Source organism: Magnetovibrio blakemorei (assembly GCF_001746755.1).
Classification (GTDB): Bacteria; Pseudomonadota; Alphaproteobacteria; order Rhodospirillales; family Magnetovibrionaceae; genus Magnetovibrio; species Magnetovibrio blakemorei.
Window position 1 is genome coordinate 76,710 of record NZ_MCGG01000009.1, and the last position, 22,836, is coordinate 99,545.

Consider the following 22,836-nt stretch of genomic DNA (forward strand, 5'->3'; position numbering starts at 1 on the left):
GAGCGGCCTTTTTTTTGTGCGCGGCCATCACGCGTTGAGGTCGTCCAGAGGTCCAGCGTCATGACCACCGAGAAGAAGGGCGTCCAAGGCCCTACGGATTTCTGTATTTTTGCCCGTTGTGTATTGCACGATTTTAATGTCTTCTTGCATCATGTGGACCAGCCAATAGTCTTTCAGCACCTTTTGAAGCTTTGGGACGATGGCCACATCTTTGGCTTCATACCATTCTTTTTCCAAAGCCCCCAATTGAGCCAAAATATCATGGTGCAAGAGCTTGTGTTTCACTAAATCTGGGTAGCCACAAACGTCCATCACCACCTCTTCGCGTTTGAAATGGTCACGTGTGTTTTGTCTCAACTCTCTTATAACTTGATCCAATTCGTCGAGGCTGATGGAGGGATGGTTAATCCTATTCATCACCGAAACAATTTTTTGATGATCCGCGTCAAGATGAACGACCCCCACGTGCAACGTGTCCTCCCAGATCACGGCATTCGTATTGGAAGACAAGGGCAGTTCAATCCAAAACGTTGTTCCCTCCCCGACTTGACTATCAAAACCGATGCGCCCCGCCATTTGCTCAACCAAAGACTTTGTCACGGTAAGCCCGATCCCCGTGCCTTCACGAGCGATCCCTGGATGCCCCCCCAAACGATGAAACATGTTAAAGACGTGTGGTTGGTCTTCATCCGCAATCCCGACGCCCGTGTCTTTCACATAAAAATGATAATACCCATTTTTGACTTCCCAGCCGCCAATGCGCACCTCGCCATAATCTTTGTTGTATTTAATGGCGTTGGACAGAAGGTTGAGCAGCAACTGCTTAAAGCGCAACGGGTCGGTGCGCAGCGTCACCACTGTGTCTTGTGCAAAATCATTAACGATGGTGATGTGACGCGTTTCCCCAAGCGGCAATGAAAAACCGATACATTCAGAGACGACCTCCACGGCATCAACATTTTCCAGGTTTAATAAAGCCTGATTGGCTTCAATCCTGGCCAAATCCAAAATTTGATTGACCAGGTCAAGGAGATGCTTGCCACCATCTAAAATGCATTGAAGGTGATCGTGTTGGGTCGGTGAAAGTGTCGCCTTGGGGTCCAACTGCAACAACTGACCAAAACCCAAGACCGCATTCAAGGGGGTGCGCAGTTCGTGACTCATACTGGCCAAGAAATCCGATTTTGCTTGGTTGGCTTCTTCGGCCTCTTCCTTTGCCTGAATGATTTGCTTTTGAGTCCGAGTACGGTCCTCAATTTGGCGGTGCAGTTCTTCCGTCGTGACCAAAACTTGTCCCGTCAAACCGTGCAATAGCCTCAGCACCAACAAGGAGCCCAAGGCAATCATAAAGACGATGACGACAACAACTTTCTGCAAAGTCTGTCGCGCATTGGCATACAAGGTATCTGTGGCTTCCATCTCCACCAACACCCACTCCGCCACATTCAATGATGTTGAGGTGATGGCCCGCTCTACGCCATCTTGCCCCAAAGCCACAACCACGTCATCGGTGCTGGACCGCACTTGATCAAGGGTTGCCCAAGAGAAAACTTCCCCTAAATACGCAATCTCCGACGCACCAGGGAGGGAGCCAAACGCGCGCGCCGCATTGGCACCGCTGTATTGCAGCACTATGGAGATACGCGCGGCTCCGTCATCGGCGGTCCTGTTGGTTAAAATTGACGCCAGTCCACCCAGATGAAACATCACGATATCCGTGCCGTGACGTTCACCCTTGTCGTCGAATATGGCCGTCACGGCGTACACGACCAAGTGCTCTTGATGAACCAAAGGGCCGATCAAGACCGTTGGATCGCCTAGCGTTGAAGCTTTCTCCCAAATGTTTTCAGGCGGAACGACACCGACGGTGGAAACCGCCCGATTGAGCTTGTCCAAGCGCACCATACCCAAGGCATCGCCTGCTTCATTCAAAGCATCGGCCAACCGTGGATCGGAAAAAGCCTGCACATCTTCTAAGGTGGTTTTCCCTTGATTATAGCTGATCAAGCGTTTTCGGATTTGCGTGCGACTGACAATTTGACGTCCAATATCGGTCAAACGCGTCAGATACTGATCAACGGCAAGATGCTTAAGTGCCAAGCTATGGCGAATGTGAGCATTCGCTCCATCGCGCATTTGTGTCTGCATTGGCAATAATACGGAAAGTGCGACAGCGCCGCCCGTGACCAATACAATGGCAACGGCCAATCCGATAATTTTGCGTTGAAGGCCCCGTATGGTTTCGCCACGCATTTTGTTTTCAACTCTTCTGATGCCCTGATTCGTTCATTGTACTGCATACAGATTACAATGCACACTACTTACTCGTATTTATACGTATTACAAACGTCCCTTCCCGCCCTAAACTGTGTGGCCATTTCCTTAAATGCTTCATAGATTGGCGCTAGGATTTAGAAGGCGAATCCGTCATCTTAAGAAGGCCTCCCCCAAGCGAAACGGACCCTACTGGTGAACCAACAAGATGAGCTAAAAAGTGATGGAGACGTGCCGCCTGCGGATATGCGGACGGCGGTCTTAAAGCAGCGTGAAATGCTGACATCCATGATCAGTCGCGCGATGCGCAAGCTGTCGCGTAAATGCGTCCCCCTGCTGGCGGACCGCAAAGCCCTGGAACGGCGCCTGACCAAGGCTTTGAAGGAAATACCCGATTGCAAGCATCTCTACGTCATGGACGCCCAGGGGGTGCAGTTGGTGGCGAACATCACCCGCCAAGGACCCGACCTTGCCCACTTTGGCCGTGACCGTTCCAAGCGGCCTTACATGCAAGGGATTTTGGGCTCCACCAACTTTCGCTTGTCCGAAGCTTACATCAGCCGCAATTCCAAACGCCCATCGTTAACCGCCATTCGCGTGATCCGTGACAAGAACAACAAGCATGTCGGTTTCTTGGGCGCGGATTACGATTTGCGGGAATTGCCCGCCACCCAAGGCCTCTATGAAGAATCCCAAACCTGGCGGCAAATCAAAGGCGACCCGTCCATTCGCGGCAACCTGTTTCAACAGCATCGCGTTGAAAGCGAGATTGATGCCCGCCTGGACGACGTCATGTCCTTGATGACGGAATTGATGACCCACCACGGGGTGTTTCACGGCAAGCTGCATTTTTCCAGCAACCGCGCCACCATCTGGCTGGTGGATGACCCATATTGTTATCGCCTGCTCGGTTTGGAAGACTTAACCGACCCGAACACATGTCTCGCTTATCCGCACAGGCCCTACACCGATAAAGCCATCATCCCCGCAAAAGACATCGCCCCCATCTTCGACATGTTTCGCCAGTTGCGTTTTGCGGACGAAAACATCTATCTGCGCGCCGGGTCTATCAACGTGTGCAATGGAATGGTGTCGTTGAATTTTTCATGCGATGGCTCGCACTACATTCGCTATGACGAGTTTCTCAAAAACGGTATGGAATTTTGGTTTGGGACATTGGGCGTGTAGACAAAAAAGCCCGCTCAGATGATAAAACATCTGAGCGGGCTTTGTTTATTAGCGCCTCAACGCAGACTGCCGAGGTTCGCAGCCAGGGCGTCACGTACGCGTTTGATTTCTTCAGAAAGCTTATGGGCGCGGTCTCTGTCCTCGGCACAAACGTGATTGTAAGCCACGGCGGCGCACCGTTCACGTTCTTCCAACAAAGCCTCAATGATGGCTTTCTCAATCGCCTTAACGACTTCCTCGTCATGACCAGCACACGACACATCCAAAATATCTTGGACTTTCTTCTTAACTTCTTCAGCACGCATGCGCAGGCTTTTGGGCACAGGTTGCATCGTTTTCCCTCCCCTGCTTAATGGTTCAAAATCTGGCTGAGAAACAGCTTGGTACGATCGTTTTGCGGGTTGTCGAAAAATTCGTGCGGTTCGTTTTCTTCCACCACTTGGCCCGCGTCCATAAAGATCACGCGATTGGCCACCAGCTTGGCGAAGCCCATTTCGTGGGTGACGCACAACATGGTCATGCCCTCTTCAGCCAGTTCGACCATGACGTCGAGCACTTCTTTGATCATTTCCGGATCAAGCGCCGAGGTCGGTTCATCAAACAACATGATTTTCGGATTCATGCACAACGACCGCGCAATGGCGACACGTTGCTGCTGGCCACCCGACAACTGGCCCGGATACTTGTCCGCCTGTTCGGGAATTTTCACCCGCTCCAAATAGTGCATGGCGATTTTCACCGCTTCGGACTTGGGCATTTTGCGCACCCAAATGGGGGCCAAAGTACAGTTTTCCAAAACCGTCAAATGGGGAAACAAATTAAAGTGCTGAAAACACATGCCGACTTCCCGGCGCACTTCATCAATGCGCTTTAAGTCTTCGGTGAGTTCAATGCCGTTAACGATGATCTTACCTTTTTGGTGTTCTTCCAAACGGTTGATGCAGCGGATCATGGTCGATTTACCGGACCCGGACGGTCCACAAATGACAATGCGTTCACCGGGGGTAACATTGAGGTTTATGTTTTTGAGAACATGAAACTCACCATACCATTTGTTGACGTCCACCAGTTGGACGGCCAGTTCGTTTGAAGATGCATTTTCCATAGCCATAACTTTCCTAAACTGGGGACCTATCGTTTATGCCCGGTGTGCAGTTTGCGCTCCAGAGATTGGCTGTAACGCGACATACCAAAACAGAACACCCAAAAACACAGCGCCGCGAAGACGTAGCCTTCGGTCGCCACACTGCCCCACTCGGGATCGGTGATCGACGCCTGAACGGTCGCCAAAATATCCAACAGACCAATGATCAAGACCAAGGTGGTGTCCTTGAACAAGGCGATGAAGGTGTTGACGATGCCGGGAATAACCAGCTTCAACGCTTGGGGTAAAATGATCAGCCCCATGCTTTTCCAATAGCTGAGCCCCAAGGCCTTGGACGCTTCATACTGACCGCGCGGAATGGCTTGCAGGCCACCGCGGATCACTTCGGCCATATATGCCGATTGGAACATGGTGATGCCGATCAAGGCGCGCAGCAACTTGTCGAAGTTCATGCCCTCGGGCAGGAACAACGGCAACATCACCGATGACATGAACAACACCGAAATCAACGGCACACCACGCCACAGTTCGATAAAAGCGATGCAGAAAGTGCGGATCACGGGCATTTCCGAACGCCGTCCCAAGGCCAGGACGATACCAAACGGCAAGGCTGCAACGATGCCGACATAAGCCAGCATCAACGTCAAAGCCAAGCCACCCCATTTCCCCGTTTCGATGCTTTCCAAACCGAATGCACCGCCTGAAATGAGATAAAAACAGATCACCGGGAAGCCCGTTAAGGAGAAGACGCCCAACCACATCTTGTAGGGGAACTTGTCAAAAAACTGTGGCCCAAACGACAGCACCAACAAGGCAAAACAAATATCCAGCCGCCAATATTCGGCTGCCGGGTAACTTCCATACGCGAAAATATTGATGCGATTGCCGATGAACGCCCAACACGCCCCGGTGCCGGATTCACACGCGCTGCGATCATTGCCCGTAAAATTGGCCGAAAAAATCGCCCAATCCAACACCGGGATCAAAGAACTGATGACCAAGTAACCCACGACAAGGGTCAAAATGGTGTAAAGCGGCGTTGAAAACAGGTTTTTGTGCAACCACCCAACCACGCCCGTCAGAGAAGCAGGGGGCGGAAGACTGGGAAGTGGTTTAAATTCGTTCATAATTTAGGCTCCCCTATCTTTCGACCATGGCCATACGTTTGTTGAACCAATTCATGAGCGCGGAAATGGACAAACTCATGACCAAATACACCATCATGGTCATGGCAACAATTTCCACCGCTTGACCGGTTTGGTTCAAGGTTGTGCCCATGAACACGCCGACCAAATCGGGGTAACCGATGGCGGTCGCCAACGAAGAGTTTTTTGCCAAATTGAGATACTGGCTGGTCAGCGGCGGAATGATCACCCGCATGGCCTGGGGAATGACAACCAAGCGCAAGGTCGGCCCATTGGGAATCCCCAAGGCGTGCGCGGCCTCGGTCTGGCCATGGCTCACCGCCAAAATACCGGCGCGAACGATTTCGGCGATAAAGGTAGCCGTGTACAGAGACAAGGCCCACCACAGCGCCATAAATTCCGGAATAATGCGCATGCCACCGACGAAATTGAAGCCTTTGAGCACGGGGTAATCCAGGCTCATGGGCATGCCTGCGATCAAAAAGACCCCCAACGGCAGACCGACAATCATCCCCAGAGAAGTCCAGTAGGCCGGAAACAACTGTCCAGTCGCTTCTTGGCGTTTTTTCGTCCATTTCACCAGCACGATGGAAGCGATAACCGCCACCAACAGCGCGATGTTCACAAAGCCAAATCCATCTGCTGGGACAGGTGCTGGCATATACAGCCCACGACCATTGAGCAACACCGCATCTTGAATGAGCTGGATACTGCCGCGAGGCGGCGGCAAGGTGCGCATCAACGCGTACCAAAAGAAAATTTGCAGCAACAAGGGAATGTTGCGCAGGGATTCGACATAAACCGTAGCAATCTTGGCGATCAGCCAGTTTTTCGACAGCCGCGCAACACCCATGACAAAGCCGATGATGGTCGCCGTAATGATACCGACAACAGACACAAGCAAGGTGTTCAACAGACCGACAATAAAGGTATCGCCATAGGTATGGGTCTCATCGTATTCGATGAGCGACATCAAAATGCCAAAACCGGAAGTGTTGTCGAGAAAAGCAAAGCCCGTGGTGATTCCACGGCTTTCCATATTGTGCAGCGTATTGCTGAAAATGGTATAAAAAAACCAACCGAGAACGACGACTGCCAAAACTTGAAAGGTGATGGAACGAAACGTCGGATCGTTCCAAATCGCCGTTTTACTGTGGCTGTCCACATCTGGTTGCTGAATGGGGTCCGCCATGTGCCCGTCTCTCCCGTTCCCTATAAGCTCTTGTGAAGCTAGGCCAACTTAACAGGGTAACCAAACCGGCCATGCCCCCCAACAGGACATGGCCGGATCAGTTATAGACTTAGCGGATCGGCGGTGCGTACTGCAGGCCACCATTGTTCCACAGTGCGTTCAGACCGCGGGCAATCGCCAGGGGTGTTTTCAGACCCACATTGCGTTCGAACATTTCACCGTAGTTACCAACCTGAGAGACCACGTTGTAGGCCCAGTCGGCGCTGATGCCCAATTTCGCACCGGCGTCACCTTCGGTGCCCAGCAAACGTTTGACGTTCGGATCGGCAGCGGTTTTCATTTCCATTGCATTGGCAGATGTCACGCCCATTTCTTCGGCGTTCACTTGTGCGTACAAGGTCCACTTCACGATGTTAAACCAAGCATCGTCGCCTTGACGAACCACGGGGCCAAGCGGCTCTTTCGAAATGACTTCCGGCAGCACCACGGCGCTGGTCGGATCTGCCATTTTGGAACGAATCGCATAGAGCTGAGATTGGTCAGAGGTCAAAATGTCGCAACGTGCCGCTTCAAAACCTTCACGGGTTTGATCGGACGTGTCGTACACGACGGCGGAATACTTCATGCCGTTGAGGCGGAAGTAATCAGCCAAGTTCAATTCGGTGGTGGTACCGGCCTGGATACAAACAGATGCGCCATCGAGTTCTTTGGCACTTTTCACGCCGAGCGCTTTTTGCACCAAAAAGCCTTGACCATCGTAGTAGTTCACACCGGCAAAGTTCAGACCCAGCGAGGTGTCGCGAGTGTGAGTCCAGGTGGTGTTGCGCGACAACATATCGATTTCACCAGACTGCAATGCGGTGAAACGTTCTTTTGCCGTCAACGGTACAAAGCGGACTTTGGTGGCATCGCCCAACACGGCAGCAGCAACAGCGCGGCAAACGTCAACGTCAATACCGGTCCAGTTGCCTTTGTCATCTTGCAAAGAGAACCCCGGCAAGCCGGTGTTCACGCCGCACGAAAGCGTGCCGCGCGCCGTAACGTCTTCAAGAGTACCTGCAAAAGCAGACGTAGCGATCATGGTGGCAGCCATGGCGCCGAATACGGTAATGGATTTTTTCACGGTTGTTTCCTCCAAAATTCCCAATTTAATTCTTATATCGACATCGGCGTGGGAACGTCACACGCCGATATGCACTTGAAGATTGACTTCCTGGTTCCCCAACCATTTACGCACTTAACGTGGAAGTCACTCTCGCACCAGATGTATCAAAGGCGTAACACGATTGTTTCAAACACCCAAGACACAAATGTAACGGAACAATCAACATGCGATATCCGCAATTTGCACTAGGTAGTGTAAATCACTCTCATACACAGCCTCAAGACTGGTATTTCAGTCCGATTCACGCCACACTCATCCGCTTACATATGCGTTTCGACCAACTGCATTACGAGCAAAAAATGACGTACTCCCGCAAAAGGATACCATTTCAACATGACGCGTTCTACCTCTTCAAACGCCAAATCCGGGCATCATAAACTGCATGCGGACACCCGCCTGAGCCTCAAAGGGCGCGATCCAGAGGCAAATTTCGGCATTGTTAACACCCCTGTGTATCATGCCTCAACCGTCACCTTTCCCACCGTTGCGGCGCTTCATGATGCGGAAAAGCACCGCTTTGACAGGGTCTATTACGGCCGCTACGGCACGCCGACGACATTTGCCTTTGAAGAGGCCGTGGCCGACTTGGAAGGGGCCGCCCATTGCGTCGCAGTGCCGTCCGGCATGGCTGCCATTGCTGTGTCGCTGGCGGCAACCCTGCACGCGGGAGAGCACGTCCTGGTCACCGACAGCGCCTATTTCCCGACCATCAAATACTGCGAAGGTTTTCTCAAAAAATTCGGCGTCGAGACCAGCTATTTCCCGCCCATGGCCAGCGCCAACGAGATTAGAGCTTTGATGCGCCCCAACACCAAAATCGTCTTTACCGAAGCCCCAGGCTCCATCACCTTTGAAGTCCAAGACATCGCTATGATTGCTGAAATCGCCCATGCGGGCGGAGCAAAAGTGGTCATGGACAACACCTGGTCGGGGGGCTACCACTTCAAGCCGTTTGAGCACGGCGTTGATATTTCCTTGCAAGCTGCGACCAAATACATCGTCGGCCATTCGGACGCCATGTTGGGGGCCATAAGCGTCAATGATCGCAATTTGTACGAGCACCTGAAAATCACCCAAGTGGGCCTCGGCTATTCCACCGCGCCAGACGATTGTTATCTGGGGTTGCGCGGCCTGCGCACCTTGGCGATGCGCCTGAGCCGCCACGAGCAGACCGGGCTGAAACTGGCCCACTGGTTGGCGGCGCGCCCCGAAGTCGAAACGGTGCTCCACCCCGCCATGGAAAGCTGCCCCGGACACGCCAATTGGAAGCGTGACTTCACCGGCTCATCGGGTTTGTTCGGCATTGTTTTAAAAGATGGCCCCAGCGATGCCGACCTGGCGCGCTTGCTCGACGGTATGGAGTTATTCTCCATGGGTTACAGTTGGGGCGGCTTTGAAAGCCTGATCATTCCGTCCGATCCCCGCACCATGCGCACCACCGTCACGTGGCCCTACAAACAGCCGGTTCTACGCATTCATGCGGGTTTGGAAGACTCCGACGACTTAATTCGCGATTTAGATGCGGGGTTGCAGAGATTGCACGCATAAGATCTTAAATCCACCATACAAATGTAATGAACATTTTGTATTGAAACTCATCGAGTTTACGCATGAGTTGAGGTCAAAATGTTCATCATCAAAAAACAAACCATCCACCTCCTGAACGTTGTTTCTCACACGATCTTGAGCGAGAACTTCACGGATGCCGTGACCATGTGGTGCCACGGCATGAAGGATCTGCGCAATTGCAACGAAGCGTGCTGCCTGGGTGGGCAAAAATGCCCGAACACCTGCGCCCATTGTCTGGAAGGCGGGCTGAGAACGATCAATTTATATCTCCACCCGCCGCTTGGACTGGAATGCCAATATTTAAAGGCCGCCAAAGCGTTGCAAGCGTGGACCTTGACACAAGTCCCCCTAGATCTCCCCCGACAAAGCGCCTGCGCTTAAGGTCTCTATGCGCGTGATTTGACCAACATGCCACCAACAAACAGCAAAGACGCCGCCGCCACGATGCCCGGCCCGGCAGGAATGTCGAACAGGTAAGACGCCCACAACCCGGCGCATACGGAAATCACCCCTGTCCCAGCGGCCAGAACCGCCATGGCTTCCGGCGTTCGCGACAAGCTGCGCACCGCTGAAGCGGGGATGATCAGCATGGACGTAACCAGCAAAATCCCCACCACCTGCATCGCCAGCGCCACCACACACGCCAGCAACAACATGAAAATGACGTCGGTACGACGCACATTGACGCCCTCCACCTGGGCCAAGTCGGCATGCACCGTGGCACTCAACAAATCGCGCCATAAAAAGCTCAATGCGCCCAGGATAACGGCGATACTGAGCCAGATCCACGCCACATCCGCCCACCCTACGGCCAGGATGTCGCCAAACAAATAGCCCATCAAATCAATGCGCACCCCTTCCAAGGTGGAGGCCACAATCAAGCCCAACGCCAGCGCCGCATGGGCGACGACGCCCAACAGAGTATCCAACGAAAGCCCGCGCACACGCTGCAATCCGCCCAATATCAACGCCACGGCAACAACCACAAAAGACACCCCGGCAATTGGCTCGACGCCGAGCAAAAAACCCAACGCCACGCCCAGCAATGCCGTATGCGACAGGGCGCCGCCAAAATACGCCATGCGTCGCCACACCACGAACGCCCCTAACGGTCCGGCGACAATCGCCACCGCGCACCCTGCCAACAAGGCGCGCACCAAAAAGGCATCCACGTTCAGCCCCAAGCCCCACTCATCCATGATGACAGCTCTCCCCATGGACATGGACATGTTCGCGCCCATCCACATGCCCCTCCTCCACATGCCCATCAAGCGTGTGTTCATGGTCATGTTTGTGGGCATAAACTGCCAAGGTCGAGGCCACATCGGTGCCGAACAAGGCAACGAACTCGGGATGCACGCTGACCGCGCTGGGATGTCCCGCGCAGCACACATGCTGGTTCAGACAAATAACGTGGTCGGTCTGCGCCATCACCACATGCAAGTCGTGCGACACCATCACCACGCCGACGTTCCGGTGTTCGCGAATGCCTTCGATCAAACGGTACAGTTCCGCCTGCCCCGTCAGGTCGACGCCTTGTACGGGTTCATCCAAAACCAACACATCGGGTTCACGCAACAACGCGCGCGCCAGCAAAACGCGCTGCAACTCGCCCCCGGAAATGCCCTGCATGGGTTGAGCAATAACGTGGCCCGCCCCCACTTCTTCAAGCACCTCAGCGCATTGGTCTTTGCGCAAACCTTGAGGAGAGCCCAATTGCAAAAACCGCTTCACCGTGATGGGCAAGGCCGGATCGATGCTGAGGCGTTGCGGCATATAGCCAATGGACAAGCCCGGTTGGCGCGACACGGTTCCAACAGTGGGGCGCAACAGCCCCAGCATCACCCGCACCAACGTGGTTTTGCCCGCGCCATTGGGGCCGATCAAGGTGACGATTTCGCCGCGGCGTACGACCACATTGGCACCCGACAAAACACAATGACCGCTATAGGAAACGTCCACGTTCTTCACTTCAATCAGCGGTATCAGGCTATTCATAATGTGAGTTAGCCTCGGACGTTGAACGACAATGTGCGCAGAGGCCTTCCAACTCAACGGTGGGATGTTCGACGTAAAATCCAGCCGACTTCGCCCCTTGATCGATCGCAGCATCAATGCGTTGATCAATCAATTCGGCAGCTTGGCCGCAATCTCGACAAATGAGAAACTGCCCGGCATGAGCATCGCCCGGAACGGTGCAACCGATATAGGCATTGAGGCTTTCGATGCGATGGATCAGGCCTTGAGCCAACAAAAATTCCAGCGCCCGATACACCGTTGGCGGCTGAACTTTCTTTGCCCCGGCACGCAAGCCTTCCAATACTTCATAGGCTCCGACCGGATTATGACTTTGCCACACCAGGGCAAAAACCTGCCTGCGCATATCGGTCAGGCGGACTCCGCGGGTCGTACAAATTCCATCAGCTTGTCGAAGCGCCTGAGTGACGCATTTTTTGTGATCGTGATGATCGTCTGGAAATGAGCCAAGCTTGAGCGGTGCAGCAATTGAGGCCATGATCAAAATCCCTTTGCTTTGAAATGTTACAATATAACATTCAAGCTTGACCTACAAACGTTATATTGTAACACTCCGACCACACTCATTTGCCGACCAAAGGATTACCGACCATGCGCGCACTGCACCTTTTCGCCCCGTTCCCGATCAAGCCCTTGGTCTTGTTTGTCGCCATCTTGGCCTCAGCCCTCTTAACCCTTGGGCCTGTTCAAGCGTTCGCCGCGCCGCCCAAGGTGGTTGCGTCCATCAAGCCGGTTCAGGCGCTGGTGAAAGCGGTCATGGGCGAACTGGGTGATCCTGTTCTGCTCATTCCGGCCACGGCATCACCACACCAGTTCTCGCTGAAGCCGTCCCAGGCCCGCACGCTTGAAGATGCTGACGTTGTCTTTTGGATTGGCCCGCAATTGGAAATCGCCCTGTCGGGACCGCTGGAAAAGCTCGCCTCCTCCGCCCAGGTCGTTGAATTGCTGAAAGCACCCAGATTACGGCGGCTGAATTACGAGCCTGAAGATGCTGATCATGAAAATGAAGCTGAAGATGAGCATGGCCATACCGGCGTCGATCCGCACATCTGGCTGTCCCCCAGCAACGCCCGTGCTTTGATCAGTCATATCGCCGATGTGTTAAGTGAAATTGACCCGGCCAATGCGGATACATACGAGCATAACGCCGATCAAGCCCGCCAGAAAATCGGCATCTTGGCGCGCAAAACCATGCAGTACGTCGCCGCCATGCGCTACGTCCCCTATTTGGTTCAACACGATGGTTTCAGCTATCTGGCGCTTGAGTTCGGGTTTAACGAAGTCGGCCACATCCAAACCACGCCGGGACGCGAACCGGGGGCCAAACATGTTGCCGACATCATGGAACTGATCAAAGTCAAAGAGGTGAAGTGTTTGCTGCACGAACCCCAGTTCCCGCCCAAAATGGCCCTGCGCCTTCAGGCGGAAACGGGCATCGCATTACGCGAAGTTGATCCCATGGGCACAAATTTGCCCTTGTCCGAAGACACATACTTGCGCATCATCCAAGACATCATCTCGTCAATGGAGATGTGCATGCAACCGCGACTCCAGCCCAGCGCTGAATAATGGATACTCTGATGAAACCCTACGTCCCCGCGTCACCGGAACTCGCCACAAAAATCGCCGATGTGTTGTCCTACACCGCAGATGGACTGGTGCCCGCCATTGCCCAGCAAAACCTTGAAGATGGGAACGGTGGCGAAGTTTTGATGATGGCGTGGATGAACAAAGACGCCGTCGTCGAAACCTTGACCACGGGGCGGGTGTGTTATTATTCCCGATCCCGTTCCAAGCTATGGCGCAAGGGTGAAACGTCCGGCCAAGTGCAAACCCTGGTCGATTTTCGCTGGGACTGCGATCAAGACACGGTGCTGATGCTGGTCGATCAAAAAGGCGTGGCGTGCCACACCGGGCGGCGCAATTGCTTCTACAACGCGGTGCGCGACGGCGAAATCAAATCCATCGCCAAGGTCGAAGTTTCCCTAGACGACCTCTATGGCTGACACAACTGAGGCTGACCCGCTTCCCACTGCCGTGGCCGTCACCGTGCTGACGGGGTTTCTCGGCAGCGGCAAGACCACCTTGCTCAATCACCTGCTGAACGATCCGGACCTGGGCAAAGTGGCCGTATTGATCAATGAATTCGGCGACGTATCCATTGATCATTTGCTGGTGGAAAAAATTGATGAAAACACCGTGTTGCTGGAAAGCGGCTGTGTGTGTTGTTCGGTGCGCAGCGATTTGGTTGAGGCCATGCGCAGCCTCATCGCCAAACGCGCCGATGGCCGCGTCCCCGCGTTTGAACGCCTGATCATCGAAACCACAGGCTTGGCCGATCCCGCCCCCATCGTGCACACGCTGATGAGCGACCCGTTGATCGCCGGACAATACCGCCTGGACGGATTGGTGTGCATGGTGGATGGATTGCTGGGCAACGCCACCTTGGACAGCCAGGACGAAGCCGTCAAACAAGCCGCCATCGCGGACCGCATCGTCATCAGCAAATGCGATCTGAGCCACCCCGCAGATCTGAAGGCCCTGCAAGCGCGGCTTGGCGATTTAAATCCGGGCGCGCCGCAAATTTGCGCCGCCCACGGCCAAGTCGCCGCCCGCGCCCTCATCGAAGCGGGACTGTTTGATCGAAATTTCATCGCCCATGCCGCTCATTGGCTGAATGATGAAAAAATCAAAAACCATGCTCATAACCATGGCCATAACCACGACCCAGGCATCCGCACATTTGTTTTAGAAGCCGATGGCCCAATTGATTTCATGGCGTTTCAAGACTGGCTGGAAACCTTGTTGGCAACACAAGGGGCCAATGTGTTGCGCGTCAAGGGTCTGTTGAACGTCAAAGATGTTGACCGCCCGATTGCCATTCACGGCGTGCAGCACGTCTTCCATCCCCCTGCCGCCTTGGCATCCTGGCACGGCCTGGATCAGCGGTCTCGGTTGGTTTTCATCACCCGGAATTTAAGCGAACAGGCGGTGCGCGACACTTTTAGCGCCCACATCCCCGGTCAGTTGGTATCAAAGTAAAGCTGAGTCTTGAACCAAATTGCGCATTTGACCGCATTTGTTCAGCGCATCGGTCAAAAAATGGTAGGCGTTGGTGTCTAAGCCCAAATAACTAACCGCAATGGTGTTTTCATCCGTGCGCACCACGCGGGCGGGCAAGTCGACATCAAGAATCTTGCCGTCACGACACCCAAGCCCCACGACCCTAACCAAGGCACCAGTCGACAAATGCCCGTGGTAGTTTTCCAGCAAAAAACCACCCATGCTCCAATTTGTCACCTCAAAGCTCTCATTTTGCAAACGCACGCTCAAGCACATCCGCTCTGCGCGCGGATGTTTACGACGATCTTCTGAAAAACGCAGTTCCATTTACAACCAATTCAACTCAATTCAATGCCAGGCGCGAGCCCCATTTAACCCCATTTAACCACACTTTTAACAGGGAGATGCTCCCTAGTTTACGCGAGAACACAAAAAAACGTGTGATAAACGTCACAGCATTTTATCACGTATAGCTGCAATTGTTGTGGACTTATAAACTTAACTCACCACATGTCCTCTACCCATAAACATTCTTCTACATGGGGTCGTATACGTTCTTTGGGTGATTGCCCTGTTACCCTGCAAACTCTTATAATTATCACACAATATTAGCCGTAGGCATTTTTGGCTATGTTTTGTCTTTGACAGGGTCTGTCCCCAATAAATTTGCGCATAAAATCCCGATAGATTTGCGCATAAAATAAAGTAAAAACACATGGCAAAAATAGCTTCCGCCCCTCCTCCCCAAAAAGCGAAATCCATAGCAAAACCAAAACGCATGGATTCCGATACCAAGACACTCACCACCATCTTGATCGGACTGGGCGTTATGGTGGTCGTCATCGTCGGCGGTGTGGCTGCTTTCACATATTTCGAACAATCTCAAAAATCACGGCTTGCGGTAACTGTACAATCAGATTCCATATCAGCCGATCGTACACACGATAACGCGGCAACGGCCTCCTCTGCTGAACAGCAAAGACGGATGTTTCAATTCAATGTCTATGAGGGCAAACGTTCGAACTTTAATCCCGACACGGCCTATGAGCCAGGTGAGGTTCTTATTGCAGAACCTCCTGCCGGTTTTGAAGATAAAATTCGCGAGGCCGGTTTCGGTGTTTTGGAACACATTCGTTTGGGGCGCCTCAACATGTCCTTGGTGCGGGTCTCCACCCCATCTGGCATGAGCGTAGAGGATGCGATCAAAAAACTGTCCATAGTGCTGCCGGGCGTCACCATTGATGCCAATCAGCAATACGAAGCCAGCGCGGGCGGCTCAGCGATTGCCGGTTCAAACGCCCGTGAGATGGCGGGTTGGGACACCTTGTCGCCCACCTGCGGCAGGGGTCTCGTCTTAGGCCAAATCGACAGCGGCATCGACATGACCCACCCCGCCCTCGTCGGTCAACACATTGAACACCAAGCCTTTACCAAACCCGGACGTGAACCAGGTCCTCCCGACCACGGCACCGCCGTGGCGGCCATGCTGGTGGGCAAAGCCGATTGGGGCGGGTTGTTGCCCGGCGCAAAGCTATATGCCGCCAATATGTTTGAGATCAACGAAAACGGCAAAATAGTTGGGTCTTCAATCGGTTTACTCAAAGCCATTGACTGGATGGCGACCAAACATGTCGATGCTGTCAACTTGTCCATCGCCGGCAACGACAACAAAGTTGTACGTCAAGCCTTTGAACTTGCTAACAAAGAAGGTTTTATGATGGTTGCAGCAGTGGGCAATTGGGGCCGCGCGGACAAGCCCGCCTATCCTGCGGCTTATGACTTTGTCGTTGCCGTCACGGCAACCAAAGGATCAGAACTGATTTACAGCCACGCCAACCAAGGCCAATATGTCGATTTTGCGGCCCCTGGTGTCGCCATCTATACGGCACAACCCGGTGGCGGCGGCAAAGCGCAAAGCGGCACGTCATTTGCGACGCCTTACATCACGGCAATGGCCGCCATCTTGAACAATGCTGGAAAAACACCAACCCCTAACGATTTGCGCAAAGCGCTCAGCACCGCAACCCGCGACTTAGGAACACCTGGCAGGGATGACATCTTTGGTTATGGTTACGTGAACGCCCGTCCCGCCTGCAAATAGTAGATAGGCAAACGACAGCGTCCCATTTCAAGGACGCATGCATTTTCACGACAAGCAATATAGCGGCAAAAACCCGCAAGGCCTCCGCGAACCATAAACAGCTCCTCCATTAAGCGGAGGCAGAGGTGCTTGTATTCGGTTTCACGCCATCCGACACCGCAAAGGAGATGGCATTCAGAAGTTCATCCCCACCAAAGGGTTTTTCCAACGTGGTTGTCGCACCGAACGCTTCAGCGGCCTGGATGAAGTTTTTCTTAACGATGGCCCCGCCGCCCGAAATGGCGATGATCGGCAGGTCGGGGAAATCTTGTTTGAGTTCATGAATGGTTTCCAGCCCTTCTTTTTTGGGCATAACCAAATCCACGATAGCGATATCAAAGGGATTTATGTGCTGTTGAGAAATGCCGACATCGGCATCTCCGGCATCGAACACTTCATGTCCCACACTTTCCAAAACGGCGCGTATCGAAGCACGAACGAACTTATCATCATCAATAACCAATATACGGCTCATGATCTGCCCACCCATTGTAAAGTCCATAAAGGTCCCCGTGTAGGCCCCATTTATCATGGGTCAAATTATTCGTCCTGTTCGCAAAGCGAACCTACTCACCCTTCCTGAATCATAGGCGTCTTCGACAACTGCGTGTATCACCCAGATGGATGATAGGCCTAGATACTTTGATTGCGGGGCACAAAAAATTGCTTCATGCCTCCCAAAGAGGTCATGAACACTGTGACCACATATCTTTAAAAGTCGTTTTATGCGTTATTTGGATTGTGAATGGGGAGAAGGCGTCACTGCAACAATGCCCTGATATCGCTTTCGCGTTCAAAGAACAGTCGGTACCGATGGCTGCCCGTTCTCAACAAGGACAGCCCCATACGGCGCGCTTCCCAAGCCCCTTCGCACACCGCCGCCAGACGGCTTTTTAAGGTTGCGATCGGCGCATCGGACAGGTAAGTAACTTCATAGCGAAAAGAATTCATAACAGGCCCTTTCTGGTCCATTGAAAAACCTTTTATGATTCTCTCAAGCTTCCCTTAACAAATTCTCAATGGCCACGAACCGTTCGCGTTTCGACAGCGTTAAGGCCGTAAACTCTTCGCGTCATACGTTACGCCAAGCGACACCAATGCGGTGAGCGTCTCCTTGATTTTGGGCAGGACAATGGCCTCAGGCGTACCGGCTTTGGATCGCAACGGCGTACACTTGGCCCCGTCAGGACTTGTGACAATTACGGTAAAAAAGGGACCCGCGATCCCCTCTCCCTTCCTGACCTCATCAACGCGCCATTGATCATATGCAACTTGGCCTTGGCGTTCTGATGTCGAACCGACCAACAGGAATTGAACCTTTCGGCCTGCCATCCCACTTTGTGAATAATCACATTGTGGTGCACCGATCACATGAGGGGGCGCATTGAACGTGGCCTCAATATCTCTCAGATAGGCCAGAGCACGATCATCAGGCACAGTATGCGTCACCTCAATTCCCTGGACCTGGCTCACACATCCACCCAACACCCCAACCCAACCCCAACCCCAACCCCAACGCTCAGCGCAATCGCCTTCCCCCACAACCTCATATTTGTCCCCTCAATCAATGAGTTATCTAGAATCATCCCAAAGATAGGCGAAAAGTATTCCTGGGCAAAGCAAAACTCACACTTCAACACTTCCGCCTGGGCAAAAACAATCCAACCTTCATAAACTGACGAAATGAATGGGGAATTGGAGCAAAAAGATGGGCACAGGCTCATCCACACCCCAACCCGTTTGCGGCGACAAGCCCAAATGAGCGTGCCGCCGCACGGAAGCTGGAGGAACTTAAGATCCTGAGAAATCCTTTTTATCTTTTATGACGCGCTTGATCATCTTGCCAAAGGCTTTGTCACGCGATCGCCGCTCCGCCAGACTTCCCGTGTTGTAGGCCTCTTCCGCGACCAATTTGCGCCATCGTTTCAAGCGCTCCACGTCCAGTTCGCCAGCCTCTATCGCTGCCGTTACGGCGCAACCCGGCTCCGTATCATGTCGACAGGTTGAAAACCGGCAGGCTTGAGCAAGCTCAACGATATCGGAAAACACTTCATCGAGCCCCGACTGAACGTCGGTCAATTGCAGTTCGCGCATGCCCGGCGTATCAATCAACCACCCGCCGGACGGCATGCGGTGAAAAGCGCGCCCGGTGGTGGTGTGGCGCCCTTTGGCATCGTCTTCACGGATGCCCTGGGTCGCGACGTCGGCGTGGCCCGTCAAGGTGTTGATCAACGTGGACTTCCCCACCCCGGACGACCCAACCAGCGCCACAGTCTGGCCGCTTAAGCACCAAGGTATAAGGTGTTTCACCTCCGCCGGGTCCAGCGCATTGAGGGTTTCAACCATATGCACCGATGGCAAAGCGAAAGCTTGATCAACGTACACTTTGGGATCGTCGCACAGGTCGCCCTTGGTCAGCACGATGACGGGTGTGACTTCCGCCTCTAGGGCCAGAGCCAGATAGCGTTCCAATCGCGCCACGTTGAAATCTGCATTGCACGACGTCACGATCAACAACGTATCCACGTTGGCCGCGATCAGTTGCACCTCACGTCCCGTTCCCGCCGCACGGCGCTTGAACAAACTGCGGCGTTTCAACAGGCGTCTGGGACGATGGGTTTTGTCGTCCACGATGAGCCAGTCGCCCACGGTGGCGCTGGTTTCGACGTCATCCGGATCGGTTCGGTAAGGAGGGATGGAGGCCTCTATCCCCGGCCCGACAATGTTGATCGCACCACGATGCACGGCCATCACGCGCACCGGCACGCCGCACTCAAAATCATCTATTTCCAGTTGGGATGTGAAAAAGGTATTCCAGCCGAATTCGGCCAGGTCGGTCATATTGAAAGTCATTGTTCATTCACCAGCTTAAGCAAGGTGATTACTCACCTGCGTTGAAGTCACACAAAAACATCGGCGCGATTCACAAAACCGCACCCATGGCTGGCTGGTTGTACATACGAGGGACGCGAGAAAAACCGCGGCAAACCGCATTCGCGTGAGCCCTGAGCGTTAACCAGCCCGCTGCGTGACAATGACGAACAAAAAACCTCCTTCAGAAATTGTTGACCTAAACGCTCAATAACCGAACGACACATATTTGTCGAGCGGCTCTTTTCCATTTCCCTGAAAACGGTCCAATATGCATGGTTTATTTTGGGAAATTGGTGACCCCGACTGGATTCGAACCAGTGACCGTCGGATTAGAAATCCGATGCTCTATCCAGCTGAGCTACGGGGCCGGATGGCCCCACGAATGTAGGGCCGAAGTGTTTACCGGGTTCTGTCGAACGCAAAGCGGCTGGCGTATGATTTTAAAATCATTTTGGGTTCGTGGGGTTGGGTGACGATGGCATCCAAACCCGCACGCTCTGCATAGGCTTGAGCCGCTTCTGCGCTGTCAAACCGCAACTTGACCTGAGCGCGCATATCGCCGGAGCCAATCCAGCCCATCAACGGGTCGCGGGATTTGGCCTCATTTGGCTCAAATTCAAGTATCCACGTTTTCATTCGGGCTTTGCCAGACTGCATCGCGTTTTTGGCCGGGCGGTAAATGCGAGCGTTCGCCATCGTTTTAATCCCATACAGCGTCAATGGTTCGTATGCCTAACCTTTTGGGCTAAGCTTGGCGAACAGTCAATGATTTTGAAGATATTGCTAAATATGAATGCATTGAATACGTTGAAAAAGTAACATCAATAGATAGTCTAAATTAATTCTCCAGACTTCATAAGGTCTTGCGTTGTGATCCAGGTCCCGAACCACAAAATCAACTATCGACGTTGGCTCGGCAAAGCTGTGTTGGTGTTGACCTGTGTCTCGTTATCATCGGCTTTGCTTTCAAATTGGTTGCTATACAACGCCGCCTACCAAGAAGAAACCGTGCGCTTGACCGAATTGGCGCAAACGCAGGCGATTTTGATCAACACGGTGGCACAGTTTAACGCCCTTCACCCGAGTGGCGAACTTGCTGATGACGCACAGGCTGCGACATTTTTCCTGCTCAAAGCCGCGCACAATAACTATCCGGGGTTTGGCGAAACGGGTGAGTTCACCTTGGGCACTCGTAAAGGAGACAACATCGTTTTCGTGCTCAGCCACCGCCATTTTGATTTTGCCGAAATGATACCTATCCCATGGGAATCCAAATTGGGCGAGCCCATGCGCCGGGCGCTAAACGGCATAAGCGGAACGATATTGGGCTATGATTACCGCGGCGAAATGGTCTTGGCCGCCCATGAACCCCTGCCCATGCTCAAAGCCGGAATTGTCGCTAAAATCGATCTGCAAGAAATCCGCAAACCGTTCATTCGCGCCGCTTTGATCAGTTTAATTGGCGTCGCTTTAATGACCATTATCGGCACATTGGTGTTTTTACGCATCAGCAAACCTTTGGCCGAACGGGATGCGGCGATGGTGGAATTGCGCATTCTCACGCATGTCTTTGAGCAAAGTCCAAACATGATGTTCATCACCGACACCAAAGGCACCATCGAATACATCAACCCCTGCTTTACAAAAATGACCGGCTACACCCCAGAAGAAGCCATTGGCCAAACACCGCGCCTGCTCAAATCAGGGGATACCCCACCTGATTTTTATGCAAGCATGTGGGAAAATCTTACCGCCGGTCGTGAGTGGCGAGGTGAAATCAAAGACAGGCGCAAAGATGGCGAGGTTTTTTGGGCATCCATGGTTGCTGCTCCGGTGATGGATGAAAATGGCGAAATCAAACACTTTGTCACCATTCACGAAGACATCACCGAGCATAAACTTGAGAAGTTACGCACCCAAGAAGCCTATGAACAGGCCGAGATCGCCAACCGCGCCAAATCTGAAATCATGGCCAATATGAGCCACGAACTGCGCACTCCGCTTAACGCAATCATTGGCTTTTCATCCGCCATGCAAGGCCAACTTTTGGGCCCCCTGGGCAACGAAAAGTATCTCGAATATGCCGGTGACATCAAATGGTCCGGCACGCACCTTCTCGACATCATCAATGACATTTTGGATGCCTCCGCCATTGAAGCGGGCAAACTGGTTCTTCACGAGGAAAACGTAGACGTTGCCGACGCCATGAACAGCATGCTCCGCCTGGTCGCACCGAAGGCCGATTTAGGGGGCGTCGCCTTAACGGAAATAACGCAAAAAGATTTGCCCAATGTGTTTGCCGACTCCCGACGGTTAAAACAAATCTTTCTCAATCTGCTCAGCAATGCGGTGAAGTTTACGCCGGAACACGGGGAAGTGTCCTGTGATGCCTTTGTCGACGCAAACGGTGCCATGGTGATTTCCGTGACCGACACCGGCATTGGTATGGACGCAAAAGGTCTGGCTAAAGCTATGGAACAATTTGGCCAAGTCGACAGTTCCCTGGCGCGCAAGCACGACGGCACCGGTCTTGGGCTCTCGCTGACCAAGGGGCTGGTGGAAATGCATCAGGGAATCTTCACCATCAAAAGTGCACTGGGCAAAGGCACCAAGGCGACCGTTACGCTGCCCGCCAAACGGGTTCTTTCCAAAACCTGAGCTTTAAGAGCGACTCTGCAGAGACCGCTTATTCGCCATCCGTTTCGATGCGCAGAACGATGCCGCAATGCTTGCAATGCACGGCATCTGGATCATGACGGGTGAGCCCGCAGCCGGGGCAAATCAAAACGTCACCCCAATTCCACATACAAAGAGGGGGAGCATATGCGTCCCCCCTGTTTTGTGTGGCCTTTTTATCGGATGATCAAACTGAAAGTCGCTTCAACCGCCAGCTCAAGGTCTGCTATCGCACCGGGTTATTCCGCAGATTCATAAAGCGTGAAACCAAAGAACCCGACCAAGACAACAACCATAATCCAAAAGAGTTCAAACATAATCATTTCTCCTCATTCTGACGGAGTTCGTTCCCATTCTGGGTCCGTCCTTCACTTAGTATATTAACACATCCTAATGTGCGTGCCGTTA

23 protein-coding genes and 1 tRNA gene are annotated in these 22,836 nt (G+C 53.0%); 8 read left to right on the forward strand and 16 right to left on the reverse strand.

Annotation, left to right across the window (positions count from 1 at the left end):
• Positions 1-27: 27 nt before the first annotated feature.
• Complete coding sequence (locus BEN30_RS03065; protein WP_069956876.1) at positions 28-2,253, reverse strand: ATP-binding protein; 2,226 nt, start codon at positions 2,251-2,253, stop codon at positions 28-30.
• A gap of 216 nt (positions 2,254-2,469) precedes the next feature.
• On the opposite strand from BEN30_RS03065, the gene BEN30_RS03070 reads away from it, so the two are divergent.
• The gene (locus BEN30_RS03070; protein ID WP_211563262.1) at positions 2,470-3,462 is read left to right on the forward strand and encodes a PDC sensor domain-containing protein; all 993 of its coding nucleotides are present in this window, start codon (positions 2,470-2,472) and stop codon (positions 3,460-3,462) included.
• A 56-nt stretch (positions 3,463-3,518) separates the two neighbouring features.
• Here BEN30_RS03070 and BEN30_RS03075 read toward each other — a convergent pair whose 3' ends face one another.
• From BEN30_RS03075 to BEN30_RS03095, 5 genes are all read right to left on the reverse strand, one after another.
• Positions 3,519-3,794, reverse strand: coding sequence for a hypothetical protein (locus BEN30_RS03075; RefSeq protein WP_069956877.1), 276 nt, complete (start codon positions 3,792-3,794; stop codon positions 3,519-3,521).
• Positions 3,795-3,811: 17 nt separating this feature from the next.
• Complete coding sequence (locus BEN30_RS03080) at positions 3,812-4,567, reverse strand: amino acid ABC transporter ATP-binding protein (RefSeq protein WP_211563264.1); 756 nt, start codon at positions 4,565-4,567, stop codon at positions 3,812-3,814.
• Positions 4,568-4,593: 26 nt separating this feature from the next.
• Positions 4,594-5,694, reverse strand: a complete 1,101-nt coding sequence (locus BEN30_RS03085) for an amino acid ABC transporter permease (protein ID WP_069956879.1) — start codon at positions 5,692-5,694, stop codon at positions 4,594-4,596.
• 13 nt (positions 5,695-5,707) lie between these two features.
• Positions 5,708-6,904, reverse strand: coding sequence for an amino acid ABC transporter permease (locus tag BEN30_RS03090; protein ID WP_069956880.1), 1,197 nt, complete (start codon positions 6,902-6,904; stop codon positions 5,708-5,710).
• A 109-nt stretch (positions 6,905-7,013) separates the two neighbouring features.
• Positions 7,014-7,997: an amino acid ABC transporter substrate-binding protein gene (locus BEN30_RS03095; protein WP_069956932.1), complete on the reverse strand. Its 984-nt coding sequence runs from the start codon at positions 7,995-7,997 to the stop codon at positions 7,014-7,016.
• A 405-nt stretch (positions 7,998-8,402) separates the two neighbouring features.
• Between BEN30_RS03095 and metC the strand changes: the two genes are divergently transcribed.
• Both metC and BEN30_RS03105 read left to right on the forward strand, forming a co-directional pair.
• Positions 8,403-9,617 (forward strand): cystathionine beta-lyase, encoded by a 1,215-nt coding sequence (gene metC, locus BEN30_RS03100; RefSeq protein ID WP_069956881.1) that lies wholly within the window; start codon positions 8,403-8,405, stop codon positions 9,615-9,617.
• A gap of 78 nt (positions 9,618-9,695) precedes the next feature.
• Positions 9,696-10,019: a hypothetical protein gene (locus BEN30_RS03105; RefSeq protein ID WP_069956882.1), complete on the forward strand. Its 324-nt coding sequence runs from the start codon at positions 9,696-9,698 to the stop codon at positions 10,017-10,019.
• Positions 10,020-10,024: 5 nt separating this feature from the next.
• Here BEN30_RS03105 and BEN30_RS03110 read toward each other — a convergent pair whose 3' ends face one another.
• Genes BEN30_RS03110 through BEN30_RS03120 form a run of 3 tightly spaced genes read right to left on the reverse strand, consistent with a single transcriptional unit; the run spans position 10,025 to position 12,153 of the window.
• Positions 10,025-10,879, reverse strand: a complete 855-nt coding sequence (locus tag BEN30_RS03110; RefSeq protein ID WP_322091065.1) for a metal ABC transporter permease — start codon at positions 10,877-10,879, stop codon at positions 10,025-10,027.
• Positions 10,830-11,636, reverse strand: coding sequence for a zinc ABC transporter ATP-binding protein ZnuC (znuC, locus tag BEN30_RS03115; protein WP_069956883.1), 807 nt, complete (start codon positions 11,634-11,636; stop codon positions 10,830-10,832). The genes BEN30_RS03110 and znuC overlap by 50 nt, the downstream gene beginning before the upstream one ends.
• Entirely contained in the window at positions 11,629-12,153 is a 525-nt protein-coding gene (locus tag BEN30_RS03120) for a transcriptional repressor (RefSeq protein WP_069956884.1), read from the reverse strand. Before BEN30_RS03120 ends, znuC begins: the two co-directional genes overlap by 8 nt.
• A gap of 113 nt (positions 12,154-12,266) precedes the next feature.
• On the opposite strand from BEN30_RS03120, the gene BEN30_RS03125 reads away from it, so the two are divergent.
• Genes BEN30_RS03125 through BEN30_RS03135 form a run of 3 tightly spaced genes read left to right on the forward strand, consistent with a single transcriptional unit; the run spans position 12,267 to position 14,717 of the window.
• Entirely contained in the window at positions 12,267-13,244 is a 978-nt protein-coding gene (locus tag BEN30_RS03125; RefSeq protein WP_069956885.1) for a zinc ABC transporter substrate-binding protein, read from the forward strand.
• Positions 13,245-13,255: 11 nt separating this feature from the next.
• Entirely contained in the window at positions 13,256-13,681 is a 426-nt protein-coding gene (gene hisI / locus BEN30_RS03130; protein ID WP_069956934.1) for a phosphoribosyl-AMP cyclohydrolase, read from the forward strand.
• Entirely contained in the window at positions 13,674-14,717 is a 1,044-nt protein-coding gene (locus BEN30_RS03135; RefSeq protein ID WP_069956886.1) for a CobW family GTP-binding protein, read from the forward strand. Before hisI ends, BEN30_RS03135 begins: the two co-directional genes overlap by 8 nt.
• Here the strand turns inward: BEN30_RS03135 and BEN30_RS03140 are convergent.
• Positions 14,709-15,065: a hypothetical protein gene (locus tag BEN30_RS03140; RefSeq protein WP_069956887.1), complete on the reverse strand. Its 357-nt coding sequence runs from the start codon at positions 15,063-15,065 to the stop codon at positions 14,709-14,711. The two genes, BEN30_RS03135 and BEN30_RS03140, sit on opposite strands and share 9 nt — an antisense overlap.
• A gap of 451 nt (positions 15,066-15,516) precedes the next feature.
• Between BEN30_RS03140 and BEN30_RS03145 the strand changes: the two genes are divergently transcribed.
• Entirely contained in the window at positions 15,517-16,839 is a 1,323-nt protein-coding gene (locus tag BEN30_RS03145) for a S8 family serine peptidase (protein ID WP_170826942.1), read from the forward strand.
• Between the two features lie 109 nt (positions 16,840-16,948).
• Here the strand turns inward: BEN30_RS03145 and BEN30_RS03150 are convergent, their stop codons facing one another.
• The 6 genes from BEN30_RS03150 to BEN30_RS03180 all read right to left on the reverse strand — a co-directional run bounded on the left by BEN30_RS03150 (position 16,949) and on the right by BEN30_RS03180 (position 20,448).
• Positions 16,949-17,353 carry a response regulator gene (locus tag BEN30_RS03150; RefSeq protein ID WP_069956935.1) on the reverse strand — a complete coding sequence of 135 codons (405 nt, stop codon included), beginning with the start codon at positions 17,351-17,353 and terminating at the stop codon, positions 16,949-16,951.
• Positions 17,354-17,637: 284 nt separating this feature from the next.
• Positions 17,638-17,829 (reverse strand): hypothetical protein, encoded by a 192-nt coding sequence (locus tag BEN30_RS03155; RefSeq protein WP_069956889.1) that lies wholly within the window; start codon positions 17,827-17,829, stop codon positions 17,638-17,640.
• Between the two features lie 99 nt (positions 17,830-17,928).
• The gene (locus tag BEN30_RS03160; protein WP_139134818.1) at positions 17,929-18,315 is read right to left on the reverse strand and encodes a hypothetical protein; all 387 of its coding nucleotides are present in this window, start codon (positions 18,313-18,315) and stop codon (positions 17,929-17,931) included.
• A 354-nt stretch (positions 18,316-18,669) separates the two neighbouring features.
• Positions 18,670-19,719 carry a ribosome small subunit-dependent GTPase A gene (gene rsgA / locus BEN30_RS03170; protein WP_211563266.1) on the reverse strand — a complete coding sequence of 350 codons (1,050 nt, stop codon included), beginning with the start codon at positions 19,717-19,719 and terminating at the stop codon, positions 18,670-18,672.
• 324 nt (positions 19,720-20,043) lie between these two features.
• A tRNA-Arg gene (locus tag BEN30_RS03175) sits at positions 20,044-20,120 on the reverse strand.
• Positions 20,121-20,151: 31 nt separating this feature from the next.
• Positions 20,152-20,448, reverse strand: a complete 297-nt coding sequence (locus tag BEN30_RS03180) for an ETC complex I subunit (RefSeq protein ID WP_069956893.1) — start codon at positions 20,446-20,448, stop codon at positions 20,152-20,154.
• 174 nt (positions 20,449-20,622) lie between these two features.
• Here BEN30_RS03180 and BEN30_RS03185 point away from each other — a divergent pair, with 174 nt between their 5' ends.
• Positions 20,623-22,410: a PAS domain-containing sensor histidine kinase gene (locus tag BEN30_RS03185; RefSeq protein ID WP_069956894.1), complete on the forward strand. Its 1,788-nt coding sequence runs from the start codon at positions 20,623-20,625 to the stop codon at positions 22,408-22,410.
• The last annotated feature ends 426 nt before the right edge of the window (positions 22,411-22,836 follow it).

What these genes read in the sequence shown, in the direction of transcription:
- BEN30_RS03065 (WP_069956876.1), bottom strand. Translation starts at nt 2,253, where the DNA reads ATGCGTGGCGAAACCATACGGGGCCTTCAACGCAAAATTATCGGATTG.
- BEN30_RS03075 (WP_069956877.1), bottom strand. Translation starts at nt 3,794, where the DNA reads ATGCAACCTGTGCCCAAAAGCCTGCGCATGCGTGCTGAAGAAGTTAAG.
- BEN30_RS03080 (WP_211563264.1), bottom strand. Translation starts at nt 4,567, where the DNA reads ATGGAAAATGCATCTTCAAACGAACTGGCCGTCCAACTGGTGGACGTC.
- BEN30_RS03085 (WP_069956879.1), bottom strand. Translation starts at nt 5,694, where the DNA reads ATGAACGAATTTAAACCACTTCCCAGTCTTCCGCCCCCTGCTTCTCTG.
- BEN30_RS03090 (WP_069956880.1), bottom strand. Translation starts at nt 6,904, where the DNA reads ATGGCGGACCCCATTCAGCAACCAGATGTGGACAGCCACAGTAAAACG.
- BEN30_RS03095 (WP_069956932.1), bottom strand. Translation starts at nt 7,997, where the DNA reads ATGGCTGCCACCATGATCGCTACGTCTGCTTTTGCAGGTACTCTTGAA.
- metC (WP_069956881.1), top strand. Translation starts at nt 8,403, where the DNA reads ATGACGCGTTCTACCTCTTCAAACGCCAAATCCGGGCATCATAAACTG.
- BEN30_RS03105 (WP_069956882.1), top strand. Translation starts at nt 9,696, where the DNA reads ATGTTCATCATCAAAAAACAAACCATCCACCTCCTGAACGTTGTTTCT.
- BEN30_RS03110 (WP_322091065.1), bottom strand. Translation starts at nt 10,879, where the DNA reads ATGGGCGCGAACATGTCCATGTCCATGGGGAGAGCTGTCATCATGGAT.
- znuC (WP_069956883.1), bottom strand. Translation starts at nt 11,636, where the DNA reads ATGAATAGCCTGATACCGCTGATTGAAGTGAAGAACGTGGACGTTTCC.
- BEN30_RS03120 (WP_069956884.1), bottom strand. Translation starts at nt 12,153, where the DNA reads ATGGCCTCAATTGCTGCACCGCTCAAGCTTGGCTCATTTCCAGACGAT.
- BEN30_RS03125 (WP_069956885.1), top strand. Translation starts at nt 12,267, where the DNA reads ATGCGCGCACTGCACCTTTTCGCCCCGTTCCCGATCAAGCCCTTGGTC.
- hisI (WP_069956934.1), top strand. Translation starts at nt 13,256, where the DNA reads ATGAAACCCTACGTCCCCGCGTCACCGGAACTCGCCACAAAAATCGCC.
- BEN30_RS03135 (WP_069956886.1), top strand. Translation starts at nt 13,674, where the DNA reads ATGGCTGACACAACTGAGGCTGACCCGCTTCCCACTGCCGTGGCCGTC.
- BEN30_RS03140 (WP_069956887.1), bottom strand. Translation starts at nt 15,065, where the DNA reads ATGGAACTGCGTTTTTCAGAAGATCGTCGTAAACATCCGCGCGCAGAG.
- BEN30_RS03145 (WP_170826942.1), top strand. Translation starts at nt 15,517, where the DNA reads ATGGATTCCGATACCAAGACACTCACCACCATCTTGATCGGACTGGGC.
- BEN30_RS03150 (WP_069956935.1), bottom strand. Translation starts at nt 17,353, where the DNA reads ATGAGCCGTATATTGGTTATTGATGATGATAAGTTCGTTCGTGCTTCG.
- BEN30_RS03155 (WP_069956889.1), bottom strand. Translation starts at nt 17,829, where the DNA reads ATGAATTCTTTTCGCTATGAAGTTACTTACCTGTCCGATGCGCCGATC.
- rsgA (WP_211563266.1), bottom strand. Translation starts at nt 19,719, where the DNA reads ATGACCGACCTGGCCGAATTCGGCTGGAATACCTTTTTCACATCCCAA.
- BEN30_RS03180 (WP_069956893.1), bottom strand. Translation starts at nt 20,448, where the DNA reads ATGGCGAACGCTCGCATTTACCGCCCGGCCAAAAACGCGATGCAGTCT.